The organism is Streptococcus parasanguinis (genome assembly GCF_001069785.1).
GTDB classification, from domain to species: Bacteria; Bacillota; Bacilli; order Lactobacillales; family Streptococcaceae; genus Streptococcus; species Streptococcus parasanguinis_T.
In genome coordinates this window covers 26,065-39,045 of sequence record NZ_JVSR01000044.1, presented here as the reverse complement: position 1 = coordinate 39,045, position 12,981 = coordinate 26,065, and the positions used below count along the sequence as shown (strand labels likewise).

Sequence of the window (12,981 nt, the reverse complement as noted above, 5' to 3'; positions counted from 1 at the left end):
TACTGTCAACACTTTTTTTAAAAATTTTTTATTTTTTTGAAAGTTTTTTTGAAATAAACAAAGAAAAGCCTGTATTACAGGCTTTTCTATTAGTCTAGTTCTTTGTTAATGATGAGAAATTTTTCTTCTCCATAACCTCTTTTAATTAATCCTGCTTTAGCTATGTCCAGAAGATCTTTTGAAAAGGATTGTATCGCTTCTTTTTCCTTTTCACTTAGATTTTTCTTTGAATATTTCTTTCTAAGTTTTCGATAGTCCTGTTCTTCATTTTTAAAAAATGAACATTCTTCTAAATAGTTTTCCAGTTTTTCTAATTCTACAAACAAGCCCAACTCAAAGGCTATCGGGGCAAAGGTGGTTTCTAATGGTTGTGTACAAACGCTTCTAAATTCCACAGTCCCACGAGCAGTTAAATCTTGAAATTGGTAACTTCGATGTTGTTTTAGATCTTCTTTTACAGGGTTAATGATCTTCTCATTTCCATCAGCCGTATAGGCCGTAATTTCTTTTTGATCTAGATAGTTTTCCACTCGAATTGGTTTAAAATAATATGATTTGCCCTCTCTAATTGCCGTAAAAATAGCTGTTCTAGCGAGATTATTAAAAAACTCTTCTTCGCTTTGGTAGTCCTTAGGATAAATCCCTACATTTTCCTTATAATAACCATGTAAGGATTCTTCCCAGAAAATATCTCTGGCAATTTTTGTATCCCAAACCTCTGCTGAAAATTCTGAGTTAGAAAACAAATATGCTTTTACTGCTTCAATTTTATTAAATGCATTAATGATGCGAAGATAGTTATCGCGCCTTACATCCAATTGAACCTGGTTTCCGCATATAAATGCTCCGTACGAAGGATAGGAGTGTGTTTTCATCCCTGTACCATTCATTGCAAGGAAAGCCATTAACATCTTGTATCGTTCGATTTTCACTGGGCTATTATCATTTTCTTTCCACAAAGGATGGATTCCGCGCCCTTGGATTTCGTGATTATTTTCTTGCAAAATCGGTTGAATGATCTTTAAATAAGCCTCAAAACGTTTGGCTACCTCATTTATAGAATGAGCTCTCTCAAATGCAAATTCAATTGTATTGTAACTCAACTCGAATAGAATACGATCTTTAGAAGAGCAGTGAATCAATTGAATGGGATTTTGATCGTCATCTATTTTTTCAACTTCAAAATCTGATAAGTTGGCTAAGGTTCGAAAAAGATTTTTCGTCACCTCTATATTTGTTTTGTTTCCATTTGTTTCTACAATCGGAAACTCTAATTCAACTCCGACAAAGAGTTCCGAATCCTCTTTCATATTACTAAGGTACTTCTCTTTTAGTAATTTAATTGCTTGTTGTTTTGTCATTGAATCCTTTTTCTTCTATTGGAGATATGGGTTCCATTATATCATTTTTTGCTATTCTCGACTACTCATGAAAAGCAAGACAAAACGCCTGCTTACGAAATTGTTTTAAATTAAAGCAATTTCGTAAACAAGCGTCTACCATTCATTCAATATGATGAGTGTTCCCGCTGGGGAAAATCCCCAGCGGTAGACCAGAGCTAGACTAAGAATAACAGTGTATTCCATCATCATAACACTCAACAAAATTGATGATATTATACCAATTCGATGATAGCCATTGGCGCAGCATCACCACGACGTGGTTCAGTTTTAAGGATACGAGTATATCCACCATTGCGCTCAGCATAACGAGGTGCTAATTCAGAGAACAATTTTTGAAGTGCAGTTGTTTCTGAGTATTTACCTGTTTCTTCATCAAAGTTTTGTGATGCAACTTCGTTACGTACGAATGCAGCAGCTTGACGACGTGCATGCAAATCACCACGTTTACCCAAAGTAATCATTTTTTCAACTGATTTACGGATTTCTTTCGCACGTGCTTCAGTTGTTACAATTGCTTCATTGATGATAAGATCTGTAGTCAAATCGCGAAGCATCGCTTTACGTTGTGAGCTAGTGCGTCCTAGTTTACGGTAAGCCATGTATTCCTCCTCTATTTATCGTTTTTTAACCCAAGGCCTAAGTCGGCAAGTTTGATTTTAACTTCTTCAAGACTCTTACGTCCCAAGTTACGAACTTTCATCATTTCTGCTTCTGATTTTTCAGTCAAATCGTAAACAGTATTAATGCCAGCACGTTTCAAACAGTTATATGAACGAACTGAAAGATCTAATTCTTCGATCGTACGTTCTAAAATGCGATCATCAGAAGTTGTATCTACTTCCTTCATAACATCTGTTGCAATAGCAATTTCAGTTAAGTTTGTGAATAGATTTAGGTGTTCTGTCAAAATACGAGCAGACAAACCTAAGGCATCTTCTGGAATGATTGTCCCATTTGTCAAAATTTCAAGGGTTAGCTTGTCAAAGCCATCGTTGCTACCAACGCGTGCTGGTTCAACTTGGTAATTGACTTTAGTCACTGGCGTATAGATTGAATCTACAGCAAGTGTTCCCACTGGTGCATCATCTTTTTTGTTTTGATCAGCTGGAACATAGCCACGTCCACTGTTTACAGTAAGCGTCGCTTTCAAAGATGCTCCCTCTCCGATTGTAAATAGATAATGATCAGGGTTTACAATTTCGATGTCACTATCAGTAAGAATATCTCCAGCAGTTACTTCTGCAGGTCCTTCTACATCAAGTTCAATAATCTTTTCGTCTTGGACGTAAGATTTAACGGCGATTCCTTTAACGTTAAGAATAATTTGCATAACGTCTTCACGGACTCCTGGAACGGTATCAAATTCGTGGAGTACACCTTCAATGTTGATTGAAGTGACAGCTGCACCTGGAAGTGAAGCCAGAAGTACACGACGAAGTGAGTTTCCAAGTGTTGTACCATAGCCACGTTCAAGTGGTTCTACGACAAACACGCCATAATCTTTGTTTTCATCAATTTTTGTTATATTTGGTTTTTCAAACTCAATCATTTGCTATACTCCCTCTTAAACGAAAAGCTGTGTAATTGTTGATGATTATACACGGCGACGTTTTGGAGGACGAGCACCATTGTGTGGTACAGGAGTTACATCGCGGATTGCAGTTACTTCAAGACCAGCAGCAGCAAGTGCACGAATAGCAGACTCACGACCTGAACCAGGACCTTTAACAGTTACTTCAACAGATTTAAGTCCGTGTTCTTGAGCAGCTTTTGCAGCAGCTTCTGATGCCATTTGAGCAGCAAATGGTGTAGATTTACGAGAACCTTTAAATCCAAGTGCACCTGCAGATGACCAAGCGATTGCGTTACCATGCACATCAGTAATCATAACAATTGTGTTGTTAAATGTAGCGTGAATATGAGCAATACCAGATTCGATATTCTTTTTCACACGACGTTTACGTGTTGGTTTAGCCAAGATTTTTACCTCCTTATTTTATTTTATTTTTTCTTACCTGCAATCGCAACAGCTTTACCTTTACGAGTGCGAGCATTGTTTTTAGTGTTTTGTCCACGAACTGGAAGTCCACGACGGTGACGGATACCACGGTATGAACCGATTTCCATCAAGCGTTTGATGTTCAAGTTTACTTCACGACGAAGGTCACCTTCAACTTTGATTGCGTCAACTTCACGACGGATAGCATCTTCTTGATCTGGTGTAAGATCGCGAACACGAATATCTTCAGAAACGCCTGCAGCAGCAAGGATTTTCTTAGATGTTGGAAGTCCGATACCGTACACATAAGTCAATGAAATTACTACACGTTTGTCATTTGGAATGTCAACTCCAGCAATACGAGCCATGTTTTCTCCTTTCTATCTTATCCTTGACGTTGTTTGTGTTTTGGATTTGCTGGGCAAATTACCATAACACGACCATTACGACGAATTACTTTACAGTATTCGCAAATTGGTTTGACCGATGGTCTTACTTTCATTTTTATCCCTCCAAGTTTTTCGATTATTTAAAGCGGTATGTGATACGTCCACGTGTCAAATCGTACGGACTCATCTCCACTGTAACACGATCTCCCGCTAAAATACGAATATAGTTTTTACGAATTTTACCAGAAACTGTTGCTAAAATCTGATGTCCATTTTCAAGTTCAACCGTAAACATAGCATTCGGCATTGTATCGACTACTTTGCCTTCTACTTCAATCACATCGTCTTTTGCCACGCAAAAGTACCTCCATAAATTTCGATTCATTCCTCTGAGCACAGAGGTAACAATTATAAGTCAGACTAACTAATTGTAACACTAGTTGTCCAATATTGCAAGCATGAAAAACGCTTTTATTTCAAATTTGACAAGACTTTTTCAATGTCTGAAAATACATCATTGATATCTTGGTTCCCTTGGATGTCATGTACGAGTCCTTTTGAACGATAAAATTCAATGATTGGTTCACCTTGGGCAATATTAACATCCAAACGACGTTTTACTGTCTCAGGTTTATCATCTTCACGTTGGTAGTAATCTTCCTCTTTGTAATCAACTGGTGGATTGAATACTTTATGGAAAGTTTCTCCAGTTTGACGATGAATGATACGTCCGCTCAAACGCTCTAAAAGACTGTCTGGATTTACTTCGATGTTGATAACACCTTCAAGCTCAATACCAAGTTCAGCCAATGTTTTATCTAAAGCATGAGCTTGCTCAATGGTACGTGGATATCCGTCTAACAAGAAACCTGTTTCTTTAATATCATCTTGAGCAAGGCGTTCTTTTACAATTCCATTGGTTACTTCATCTGGTACCAACTCACCTTTATCAATGTATGATTTTGCCAATACACCCATTTCAGTTTGGTTAGCCATTGCTGCGCGGAACATATCTCCAGTGGAGATGTGCGCTACGTGAAACTCTTCAACGATTTTAGCTGCTTGAGTTCCTTTACCTGCTCCAGGCAACCCCATAATTAAAAGATTCATGATGAATTCTCCTTATTTTGTTTTTAAATGGAAGCAGGAGCGAATTCCTATTTCCATTTAAAAACAAAATAGAAGGCTGACAAAGTCAACCTTATTCTATTCTGTTGTTGTGTCCATAAATCCGACATACTTACGTTTTAATAAGTAGCCTTCTAATTGTTTCATTCCCTCAATACCTGTTGAAATAATGATTAACAAACTAGTTCCTCCAAGAGCAACTGCATCTGTCAAACCAAATAAATCTCGAGCTAGGATTGGAATGATGGTAATAAAGCCAAGGAATACTGATCCGACGCTTGCTAAACGACGTAGCAAACGAGACATAAACTCTTCTGTCCCCTTACCAGGGCGAACGCCTGGGATATAGGCACCACTCTTTTGAAGGTTTTCTGCCGTTTTTTCAGGATTGATCTGAACAAACGTGTAGAAGAAGGTGAAGAGAATGATCAATAAGGCATACATTGCCACACCAGTTGGTGTGTTTGTAGCCAACATGGCTTGAGCTGTTTTCACCCATCCTGCATTGTAACCCATAGCGCTAATCACTTGGAAAATTGCAGCAGGCGCTGCTGTAATCGAACTAGCGAAGATGACAGGAATAACTCCTGCTGGGTTTACTTTCAAAGGTAGGTAAGAACTTGATGGAGCTCCTTGTGCAATCTTTGTATATTGGATTGGAATCTTGTATTGTGCTTGCTCCACAAAGGTTGTAAAGTAAACAATAACCAAGACAGCAAGGATTAATACCCCAACAAAAATGAGGGAATTGGTCATTTGACCAGAACGAACATTCACAAATGCATTTTCATAGATTTCTTTAATCATCTCAGGAATTGATGACACAATCCCTGCAAAGATAATCATTGAAACACCATTACCGTACCCTTTATCTGTGATTTGTTCTCCAAGCCAAGTCACAATCATGGAACCGGTCGTCAGAATCGCACCGATTAATAGATAGGTCTTGGCATTTGGAGTTGCGACTAATTTCGCCTGAGACAAAGTGTGGAAGGTGGCTGTAATCCCGATGGATTGAACAAAGGCTAGAACCAAAGAAATATAGCGCGTTGCTTGGTTGAGCTTTCTTCGACCAACTTCCCCTTGTTTGCCCCATTCAACAAACTTAGGTAACAGATCCATTTGCAAAAGTTGTACGACGATCGAAGCTGTGATGTATGGACTTACCCCTAATGCGAAAACTGAGAAGTTCCTCATGGCATTCCCAGAAACCAAACTGAGCATGTTCAAGAAGGACACATCTTGAAGGTTGTTCAGAATTTTCGCATTTACACCAGGCACTGTAATCGTGGTCCCAATGCGGAAAACAAGAATGATGAAGATCGTAAATAAAATCTTCGACCGTACTTGTTTCACCTTAAATGCATCTTTTAATAATTTAAAAAACATAGGTCACCTCACTTAGATGACTTCAACTGAACCACCTTTAGCAGTGATAGCTTCTTCAGCTGATTTAGAGAATTTAGCTGCTTTAACAGTCAACTTCTTAGTCAATTCTCCGTTACCAAGAATTTTGATACCTGATTTTTCAGCTTTTACAATTCCTGATTCTACAAGTACTACTGGAGTTACTTCAGCACCATCTTCAAAGGCGTTCAATTGATCAAGGTTCACAATAGCATATTCTTTAGCGTTGATGTTTGTAAATCCACGTTTTGGAAGACGACGGAACAATGGAGTTTGTCCACCTTCAAAACCAAGACGTACACCGCCACCGCTACGAGCTTTTTGACCTTTTTGACCACGGCCAGAAGTTTTACCATTACCAGATGAAGTACCACGACCAACACGGTTGCGGACTTTACGTGAACCTGTAGCAGGTTGTAATTCATGAAGTTTCATTATTAATTTTCTCCTCTTTTGTAAATTGCTAACGCATGTAATCAGGAAAAGGTGTCCTAACTACAAACTCGCCTATACTTATATTTAGTTTTAGGGGATGAGAACCTCTCATACCCCTGAAAACTTTGTTTCTATTTCAAATAGATTATTTTACTTCTTCAACTGTTACCAAGTGAGATACAGCAGTGATCATACCACGTACTGCTGGGTTATCTTCTTTAATAACAGAGCTGTTCAATTTGCCAAGTCCAAGTGCTACAACAGTTTTACGTTGTGACGGGATGCGTCCGATTGGAGACTTAGTCAAAGTAATTTTAATTTGAGCCATTTGAATCTCCTTTCTTAAGCTAAGTCAGAAACTGAAATACCACGAAGGGCAGCAACTTCATCAGCGCGTTTCAATTGTGCTAAACCGTTAACAGTTGCACGAACGATGTTGATTGGAGTGTTTGATCCAAGTGATTTAGATGTAACATCTGCAATACCTGCCAATTCGACAACGGCACGAACTGCTCCACCTGCAGCAACCCCAGCCCCTTCGATAGCTGGTTTCAACAATACACGAGCTCCACCAAATACTGATGTTACTTCGTGTGGAATTGTTGTTCCAACCATAGGAACTTCGATCAAGTTTTTCTTAGCATCTTCAACAGCCTTACGGATTGCTTCTGGAACCTCTTGAGCTTTACCAGTACCAAATCCAACACGGCCATTACGGTCACCAACAACTACAAGAGCGGCAAAACGAAGACGACGTCCACCTTTAACAACTTTTGTTACACGGTTGATGGCAACTACGCGTTCTTCAAGTTCAACTGCATTATCTTTAAATGCCATTTTCTAGTGTCCTCCTATTAGAATTTCAATCCGTTTTCACGAGCTGCATCAGCCAAAGCTTTAACACGTCCGTGATATAGATATCCACCGCGGTCGAACACCACTTCAGAAATACCTTTAGCAACTGCACGTTCAGCAACAAGTTTGCCGACAACAACGGCTTGTTCAGTTTTAGTTCCTTTTGAAACTTCTTTGTCAAGAGTTGAAGCGCTTGCGAGCGTTACACCCGCTACGTCATCAATTACTTGAGCGTAGATGCCTGTATTAGAACGGAATACGTTCAAACGTGGGCGATCAGCAGTTCCAGAGAGTTTTCCGCGAACGCGACGGTGGCGTTTTTGACGGATTTTGTTTTTATCTGGTTTCGAAATCACAATTTTCACCTCTTAATTTTAAAATCATGTGCTAAGCACTGAGTTGGTAAGATGAAGGTTGGTTGAAAAACAACCAAACTACATTATTTACCTGTTTTACCTTCTTTGCGGCGAACGTATTCACCAACATAACGGATCCCTTTACCTTTGTATGGTTCAGGTGAACGAAGGCTACGTACATAAGCAGCTGTTTGACCAACTACTTCTTTTGAAATTCCGCTAACAACGATTGTTGTTGGGTTTGGAAGTTCAAAAGTAATTCCTTCTGGAGCTTCAACTTCGTCTGGGTGTGATTTACCAACAGCCAAAACAAGTTTTGATCCTTGAAGTTGTGCACGGTATCCAACCCCGCGCATTTCAAGTTCTTTCTTGAATCCTTCTGATACACCAGTAACCATGTTGTTCAAAAGGGCACGAGTTGTTCCGTGGATTGTTTTCATTTCTTTTGAATCGTTTGGACGGTGAAGTGTTACTTCAGTACCTTCCACACGGATTTCAATATCTTTTGAGAACTCACGAGTAAGTTCTCCTTTAGGTCCTTTTACAGTTACAACGTTGTCATTGTTAGTGATTTCAACACCAGCAGGCAACACGATAACTTTATTACCAATACGTGACATGTTTTTTATTCTCCTGTTAAATTGTCAGGCCTTTGCGGGCCAGTTTTCACGGGGTTTAAGATACTTATTTAGTTCTAGAGCTGAACTGAACACGCTCTAAGAACTTTGTATCTTGATTTGAGTTCGAGCTAAGAATTTGGTGAAAAAGATAAGTTTGTCTTGGAGCATCGCTCCTACTACAAACTTCCTATTTTCACTGCATTCTTTTAACGCTCTCACATCATCAATTACCAAACGTAAGCGATAACTTCCCCACCAACGTTCTTTTGGCGTGCTTCTTTATCAGTAAGCAAACCTTCAGAAGTTGAAAGGATAGCAATTCCAAGTCCGTTAAGAACTTTTGGAAGATCTTCACGTTTTTTGTAAACACGCAAACCTGGTTTAGATACACGTTTCAAGTTTGTGATAACTTTTTCACCGTTTTGTCCGTATTTCAAGAATACACGGATGATGCCTTGTTTGTCATCTTCGATGAATTCAACGTTTTTTACAAAACCTTCGCGTTTAAGGATTTCAGCAATCCCTTTTTTGATGTTTGATGCAGGTACTTCAAGTACTTCGTGTTTTGCTTGGTTAGCGTTACGAATACGTGTAAGGAAGTCTGCGATTGGGTCAGTCATAACCATTATAATTTCTCCTCTTACTAGTAGTTTGCAAGTTGCACTTGCTAGTTAATACATGATACAGAGAGCGTAACAGCGAGAGCAAAAATAGGCAATTTGATGCAGGAGCGATGCTCCAAAGAAAATTGGTCTTTTTTGCCAAAGCTGTAGCTCGTGTTCAAATTGGCAAGCCCAACTGAACCCGGGCTAAACTCTGTGTGAAAAAGATAAACTTTCCTAGAAACTAAAGTTTCTTCGTCAAGTTTCCTATTTTCACTTGGAGTTTTAACGCCCTTGATATCTTAAATTACCAAGATGCTTTTGTGACACCTGGGATTTGACCTTTGTATGCCAATTCACGGAAGCAAACACGGCAAAGTTTAAACTTGCGGTAAACTGAGTGTGGACGTCCACAACGTTCACAGCGAGTGTATGCTTGAGTAGAGAACTTCGCTGGGCGTTTGTTCTTAGCAATCATAGATTTTTTAGCCATTAGTTTTACCTCCTATATTATTTTGCAAACGGCATACCGAGGCCAGTAAGCAATGCACGTGATTCTTCGTCTGTGTTCGCTGTAGTTACGATTACGATATCCAAACCACGAGTTTTATCAACATCATCAAAGTTGATTTCTGGGAAGATCAATTGTTCTTTCACACCAAGTGTGTAGTTTCCGCGTCCATCAAATGATTTTGTTGGAACACCATGGAAGTCACGTACACGTGGAAGTGAAACTGTTACCAATTTATCCAAGAATTCGTACATACGTTCACCACGAAGGGTAACTTTTGCACCGATCGCAACACCTTCACGAAGACGGAAGCCGGCGATTGATTTTTTAGCCTTAGTGATCAATGGTTTTTGACCTGAGATCAAAGCAAGCTCTTCAGCAGCTTTTTCAAGGTTTTTAGCATTTGATACTGCATCACCGACACCCATGTTCAAAACGATTTTATCAACTTTTGGCACAGCCATAACTGATGAATAGTTGAACTGCTCAGTCAATGATGGTACTACTTCATTAAGGTATTTTTCTTTTAAACGATTAGCCATTATACTTCTCCTTTCCTTCGTGATTAGTCAAGCACTTCGCCTGATTTTTTGTTGTAGCGAACTTTTTTGCCGTCTACAAATTTGTAGCCAACACGTCCAGCAACACCGTTTTTGTCCAAAACTTGAACGTTAGAAGCATGGATTGGAGCTTCTTTTTCAACGATCGCACCTTGAGGGTTTTCGTTATTTGGACGTTGGTGTTTCTTGATGATGTTTACACCTTCTACAACAACTTTATTTACTTTTGGAAGAGCAGTAAGAACAACAGCTTCTACGCCTTTGTCTTTACCAGCGATAACGCGAACTTTGTCGCCTTTTTTTACAAACATTTTATTCTCCTTTTATTCTTACGCCCGATGGGCACCCTGGCTATGCCAGGGGACTGTGTTTGTTTTTGATTGATTAAAGTACTTCTGGAGCAAGTGACACGATCTTCATGAAACCACCGTCACGCAATTCACGTGCAACTGGGCCAAAGATCCGAGTTCCGCGAGGAGTTTTGTCGTCACGGATGATTACTGCTGCATTTTCGTCGAATTTGATGTATGAACCATCTTTACGACGAGCACCTGATTTAGTACGAACGATAACAGCTTTTACAACGTCACCTTTCTTAACCGCACCACCAGGAGTAGCTTGTTTTACTGATGCAACGATTACATCACCGATGCTCGCGAATTTACGTTTTGAACCACCAAGAACTTTGATTGTCAAGATTTCGCGTGCGCCACTGTTATCAGCGACTTTCAAACGAGTTTCTGTTTGAATCATTTACGTTTTCTCCTTTCAGGTATGATTAGATGATGACCGCTTCTTCAACGACTTCTACAAGACGGAAGCGTTTTGTAGCTGAAAGCGGACGAGTTTCCATGATACGAACGATATCGCCTTCTTTAGCAACATTGTTTTCATCATGAGCTTTGTATTTTTTAGAATAGTTGATACGTTTACCATAGACTGGGTGGTTACGTTTAGTTTCAACTACAACTGTGATTGTTTTGTCCATTTTGTCAGACACAACGCGTCCAACAAGAACTTTACGATTATTGCGTTCCATTGAAATTCTCCTTCCCTAGTCTATTATTTAGCTTCTGATTGAACAGTTTTGATACGAGCGATTTGTTTTTTCACTTCTTTCAAACGTCCAGTTTGTTCCAATTGACCAGCAGCCGCTTGGAAACGAAGTTCAAACAATTCTTTCTTCAATTCATTTTCACGCTTCGCGAGTTCTTCTTGAGAAAGACCACGAAGTTCTTTAACAAATTCTTTTACTTCTGTAAGTTTCATGACCTCTCCTTATTCTGCTTCACGTTTCACAAATTTAGTTTTAACTGGCAATTTGTGGCTAGCAAGACGAAGCGCTTCGCGTGCGATCTCTTCAGATACACCAGCAATTTCGAACATCACTTTACCACGTTTAACTGGTGCTACCCAACCTTCAGGAGCCCCTTTACCAGATCCCATACGTACCCCGATAGCTTTAGCGGTGTATGATTTGTGTGGGAAAATCTTAATCCAAACTTTACCACCACGTTTCATGTAACGAGTCATGGCGATACGAGCAGCTTCGATTTGACGGTTTGTGATCCAGTGGCTTGTTGTAGCTTGAAGACCGTATTCACCGAATGCTACTTCTTTTCCACCTTTTGCTTCACCGCGCATTTTACCACGGAATTCGCGACGGTGTTTTACACGTTTAGGTACTAACATTGGTTATTTACCTCCTTTAGCGTCTTTACGAGCTGGAAGAACTTCACCACGGTAGATCCATACTTTAACACCAAGTTTACCGTAAGTAGTGTCTGCTTCTTCCCAAGCGTAATCGATATCAGCGCGAAGTGTGTGAAGTGGAACAGTTCCTTCAGAGTATCCTTCTGCACGGGCAATATCTGCACCGTTCAAACGACCTGATACTTGAGTTTTGATTCCTTTAGCTCCAGCACGCATAGCACGTTGGATCGCTTGTTTTTGTGCACGACGGAAAGCAACACGTTGTTCCAATTGACGAGCAATTCCTTCACCAACAAGGTGAGCATCCAAGTCAGGACGTTTGATCTCAATGATGTTGATGTGGACTTGTTTACCAGTCAATTTGTTAAGAGCTGCACGAAGTGCATCAACGTTTGCTCCACCTTTACCGATAACCATACCTGGTTTAGCAGTGTGAAGAGAAACGTTAACTTTGTTTACTGCGCGTTCGATTTCAATAGTTGAAACGGCTGCGTCAGCCAATTCTTTTTGAATGAATTTACGGATTGCAAGATCTTCATGAAGGTAATCCGCGTATTCTTTTTCAGCATACCATTTGGCATCCCAATCACGGATGATACCAACACGCATACCAATTGGATGTACTTTTTGACCCACGAGTTTACCTCCTTATTTTTCTGCAACAGCTACTGTGATGTGAGCTGTACGTTTGTTGATTGGTGAAGCTGAACCTTTCGCACGTGGACGGAAACGTTTCATTGTTGGTCCTTCGTTTGCGAATGCTTCAGATACTACCAAGTTAGCTTTTTCCAAACCAAAGTTGTTTTCAGCGTTTGCTACTGCTGAGTTCAACACTTTAAGGATGATCCCTGCAGCTTTGTTTGGTGTGAATGTCAAAATAGCGATGGCATCGGCTACGCTTTTACCACGGATGTTGTCAAGAACAAGACGTGATTTACGAGGTGAAACACGCACTGTACGAGCCATTGCTTTAGCTGAAGTAATTTCTGCCATTTATGTTCTC

Annotated in this window: 24 protein-coding genes; all 24 read right to left on the bottom strand. The window is 39.8% G+C overall.

Annotation, left to right across the window (positions count from 1 at the left end):
- Positions 1–89: 89 nt before the first annotated feature.
- Positions 90–1,361 (bottom strand): glutamate-cysteine ligase family protein, encoded by a 1,272-nt coding sequence (locus ADG03_RS03110; protein ID WP_049472516.1) that lies wholly within the window; start codon positions 1,359–1,361, stop codon positions 90–92.
- 254 nt (positions 1,362–1,615) lie between these two features.
- Complete coding sequence (gene rplQ / locus ADG03_RS03105; RefSeq protein ID WP_003002399.1) at positions 1,616–2,002, bottom strand: 50S ribosomal protein L17; 387 nt, start codon at positions 2,000–2,002, stop codon at positions 1,616–1,618.
- A gap of 11 nt (positions 2,003–2,013) precedes the next feature.
- On the bottom strand, positions 2,014–2,952 hold the full coding sequence (locus ADG03_RS03100) for a DNA-directed RNA polymerase subunit alpha (RefSeq protein WP_003009635.1): 939 nt from the start codon (positions 2,950–2,952) through the stop codon (positions 2,014–2,016).
- Between the two features lie 45 nt (positions 2,953–2,997).
- Positions 2,998–3,381 (bottom strand): 30S ribosomal protein S11, encoded by a 384-nt coding sequence (gene rpsK / locus ADG03_RS03095; RefSeq protein WP_003002390.1) that lies wholly within the window; start codon positions 3,379–3,381, stop codon positions 2,998–3,000.
- 23 nt (positions 3,382–3,404) lie between these two features.
- The gene (gene rpsM, locus ADG03_RS03090; RefSeq protein ID WP_003009631.1) at positions 3,405–3,770 is read right to left on the bottom strand and encodes a 30S ribosomal protein S13; all 366 of its coding nucleotides are present in this window, start codon (positions 3,768–3,770) and stop codon (positions 3,405–3,407) included.
- Between the two features lie 17 nt (positions 3,771–3,787).
- Complete coding sequence (rpmJ, locus tag ADG03_RS11145; RefSeq protein ID WP_001808836.1) at positions 3,788–3,904, bottom strand: 50S ribosomal protein L36; 117 nt, start codon at positions 3,902–3,904, stop codon at positions 3,788–3,790.
- Positions 3,905–3,927: 23 nt separating this feature from the next.
- Entirely contained in the window at positions 3,928–4,146 is a 219-nt protein-coding gene (gene infA, locus ADG03_RS03085) for a translation initiation factor IF-1 (protein WP_001029883.1), read from the bottom strand.
- Between the two features lie 116 nt (positions 4,147–4,262).
- Positions 4,263–4,901 (bottom strand): adenylate kinase, encoded by a 639-nt coding sequence (locus ADG03_RS03080; RefSeq protein ID WP_021154254.1) that lies wholly within the window; start codon positions 4,899–4,901, stop codon positions 4,263–4,265.
- 96 nt (positions 4,902–4,997) lie between these two features.
- A complete protein-coding gene (gene secY, locus ADG03_RS03075) occupies positions 4,998–6,308 on the bottom strand; it encodes a preprotein translocase subunit SecY (RefSeq protein WP_049472515.1) in 1,311 nt (436 codons plus the stop codon).
- Between the two features lie 12 nt (positions 6,309–6,320).
- On the bottom strand, positions 6,321–6,761 hold the full coding sequence (rplO, locus tag ADG03_RS03070) for a 50S ribosomal protein L15 (RefSeq protein ID WP_003002405.1): 441 nt from the start codon (positions 6,759–6,761) through the stop codon (positions 6,321–6,323).
- Positions 6,762–6,906: 145 nt separating this feature from the next.
- A complete protein-coding gene (gene rpmD, locus ADG03_RS03065; protein WP_002894509.1) occupies positions 6,907–7,089 on the bottom strand; it encodes a 50S ribosomal protein L30 in 183 nt (60 codons plus the stop codon).
- A gap of 14 nt (positions 7,090–7,103) precedes the next feature.
- Entirely contained in the window at positions 7,104–7,598 is a 495-nt protein-coding gene (rpsE, locus tag ADG03_RS03060; RefSeq protein WP_003009617.1) for a 30S ribosomal protein S5, read from the bottom strand.
- Between the two features lie 17 nt (positions 7,599–7,615).
- Positions 7,616–7,972, bottom strand: coding sequence for a 50S ribosomal protein L18 (rplR, locus tag ADG03_RS03055; RefSeq protein ID WP_003010871.1), 357 nt, complete (start codon positions 7,970–7,972; stop codon positions 7,616–7,618).
- 83 nt (positions 7,973–8,055) lie between these two features.
- A complete protein-coding gene (gene rplF / locus ADG03_RS03050) occupies positions 8,056–8,592 on the bottom strand; it encodes a 50S ribosomal protein L6 (protein ID WP_003009612.1) in 537 nt (178 codons plus the stop codon).
- Between the two features lie 227 nt (positions 8,593–8,819).
- Entirely contained in the window at positions 8,820–9,218 is a 399-nt protein-coding gene (gene rpsH, locus ADG03_RS03045; protein WP_003010897.1) for a 30S ribosomal protein S8, read from the bottom strand.
- A 283-nt stretch (positions 9,219–9,501) separates the two neighbouring features.
- On the bottom strand, positions 9,502–9,687 hold the full coding sequence (locus ADG03_RS03040) for a type Z 30S ribosomal protein S14 (RefSeq protein ID WP_001085699.1): 186 nt from the start codon (positions 9,685–9,687) through the stop codon (positions 9,502–9,504).
- A gap of 17 nt (positions 9,688–9,704) precedes the next feature.
- Complete coding sequence (gene rplE / locus ADG03_RS03035) at positions 9,705–10,247, bottom strand: 50S ribosomal protein L5 (protein WP_003009606.1); 543 nt, start codon at positions 10,245–10,247, stop codon at positions 9,705–9,707.
- Between the two features lie 23 nt (positions 10,248–10,270).
- Positions 10,271–10,576, bottom strand: a complete 306-nt coding sequence (rplX, locus tag ADG03_RS03030) for a 50S ribosomal protein L24 (RefSeq protein WP_003002315.1) — start codon at positions 10,574–10,576, stop codon at positions 10,271–10,273.
- Between the two features lie 73 nt (positions 10,577–10,649).
- Positions 10,650–11,018: a 50S ribosomal protein L14 gene (rplN, locus tag ADG03_RS03025; RefSeq protein WP_003002384.1), complete on the bottom strand. Its 369-nt coding sequence runs from the start codon at positions 11,016–11,018 to the stop codon at positions 10,650–10,652.
- Positions 11,019–11,043: 25 nt separating this feature from the next.
- On the bottom strand, positions 11,044–11,304 hold the full coding sequence (gene rpsQ / locus ADG03_RS03020) for a 30S ribosomal protein S17 (RefSeq protein WP_000440801.1): 261 nt from the start codon (positions 11,302–11,304) through the stop codon (positions 11,044–11,046).
- 23 nt (positions 11,305–11,327) lie between these two features.
- Positions 11,328–11,534, bottom strand: a complete 207-nt coding sequence (rpmC, locus tag ADG03_RS03015) for a 50S ribosomal protein L29 (RefSeq protein WP_003002350.1) — start codon at positions 11,532–11,534, stop codon at positions 11,328–11,330.
- 9 nt (positions 11,535–11,543) lie between these two features.
- Complete coding sequence (gene rplP / locus ADG03_RS03010; protein ID WP_000960947.1) at positions 11,544–11,957, bottom strand: 50S ribosomal protein L16; 414 nt, start codon at positions 11,955–11,957, stop codon at positions 11,544–11,546.
- Between the two features lie 3 nt (positions 11,958–11,960).
- The gene (rpsC, locus tag ADG03_RS03005) at positions 11,961–12,614 is read right to left on the bottom strand and encodes a 30S ribosomal protein S3 (RefSeq protein ID WP_003002336.1); all 654 of its coding nucleotides are present in this window, start codon (positions 12,612–12,614) and stop codon (positions 11,961–11,963) included.
- 12 nt (positions 12,615–12,626) lie between these two features.
- Positions 12,627–12,971, bottom strand: a complete 345-nt coding sequence (rplV, locus tag ADG03_RS03000; protein ID WP_000818139.1) for a 50S ribosomal protein L22 — start codon at positions 12,969–12,971, stop codon at positions 12,627–12,629.
- Between the last annotated feature and the right edge of the window lie 10 nt (positions 12,972–12,981).

Bases quoted from the DNA above. Each gene is read 5' to 3' on its own strand.
- ADG03_RS03110 (WP_049472516.1), bottom strand. From the start codon at position 1,361: ATGACAAAACAACAAGCAATTAAATTACTAAAAGAGAAGTACCTTAGT.
- rplQ (WP_003002399.1), bottom strand. From the start codon at position 2,002: ATGGCTTACCGTAAACTAGGACGCACTAGCTCACAACGTAAAGCGATG.
- ADG03_RS03100 (WP_003009635.1), bottom strand. From the start codon at position 2,952: ATGATTGAGTTTGAAAAACCAAATATAACAAAAATTGATGAAAACAAA.
- rpsM (WP_003009631.1), bottom strand. From the start codon at position 3,770: ATGGCTCGTATTGCTGGAGTTGACATTCCAAATGACAAACGTGTAGTA.
- rpmJ (WP_001808836.1), bottom strand. From the start codon at position 3,904: ATGAAAGTAAGACCATCGGTCAAACCAATTTGCGAATACTGTAAAGTA.
- ADG03_RS03080 (WP_021154254.1), bottom strand. From the start codon at position 4,901: ATGAATCTTTTAATTATGGGGTTGCCTGGAGCAGGTAAAGGAACTCAA.
- secY (WP_049472515.1), bottom strand. From the start codon at position 6,308: ATGTTTTTTAAATTATTAAAAGATGCATTTAAGGTGAAACAAGTACGG.
- rplO (WP_003002405.1), bottom strand. From the start codon at position 6,761: ATGAAACTTCATGAATTACAACCTGCTACAGGTTCACGTAAAGTCCGC.
- rpmD (WP_002894509.1), bottom strand. From the start codon at position 7,089: ATGGCTCAAATTAAAATTACTTTGACTAAGTCTCCAATCGGACGCATC.
- rpsE (WP_003009617.1), bottom strand. From the start codon at position 7,598: ATGGCATTTAAAGATAATGCAGTTGAACTTGAAGAACGCGTAGTTGCC.
- rplF (WP_003009612.1), bottom strand. From the start codon at position 8,592: ATGTCACGTATTGGTAATAAAGTTATCGTGTTGCCTGCTGGTGTTGAA.
- rpsH (WP_003010897.1), bottom strand. From the start codon at position 9,218: ATGGTTATGACTGACCCAATCGCAGACTTCCTTACACGTATTCGTAAC.
- ADG03_RS03040 (WP_001085699.1), bottom strand. From the start codon at position 9,687: ATGGCTAAAAAATCTATGATTGCTAAGAACAAACGCCCAGCGAAGTTC.
- rplE (WP_003009606.1), bottom strand. From the start codon at position 10,247: ATGGCTAATCGTTTAAAAGAAAAATACCTTAATGAAGTAGTACCATCA.
- rplX (WP_003002315.1), bottom strand. From the start codon at position 10,576: ATGTTTGTAAAAAAAGGCGACAAAGTTCGCGTTATCGCTGGTAAAGAC.
- rplN (WP_003002384.1), bottom strand. From the start codon at position 11,018: ATGATTCAAACAGAAACTCGTTTGAAAGTCGCTGATAACAGTGGCGCA.
- rpsQ (WP_000440801.1), bottom strand. From the start codon at position 11,304: ATGGAACGCAATAATCGTAAAGTTCTTGTTGGACGCGTTGTGTCTGAC.
- rpmC (WP_003002350.1), bottom strand. From the start codon at position 11,534: ATGAAACTTACAGAAGTAAAAGAATTTGTTAAAGAACTTCGTGGTCTT.
- rplP (WP_000960947.1), bottom strand. From the start codon at position 11,957: ATGTTAGTACCTAAACGTGTAAAACACCGTCGCGAATTCCGTGGTAAA.
- rplV (WP_000818139.1), bottom strand. From the start codon at position 12,971: ATGGCAGAAATTACTTCAGCTAAAGCAATGGCTCGTACAGTGCGTGTT.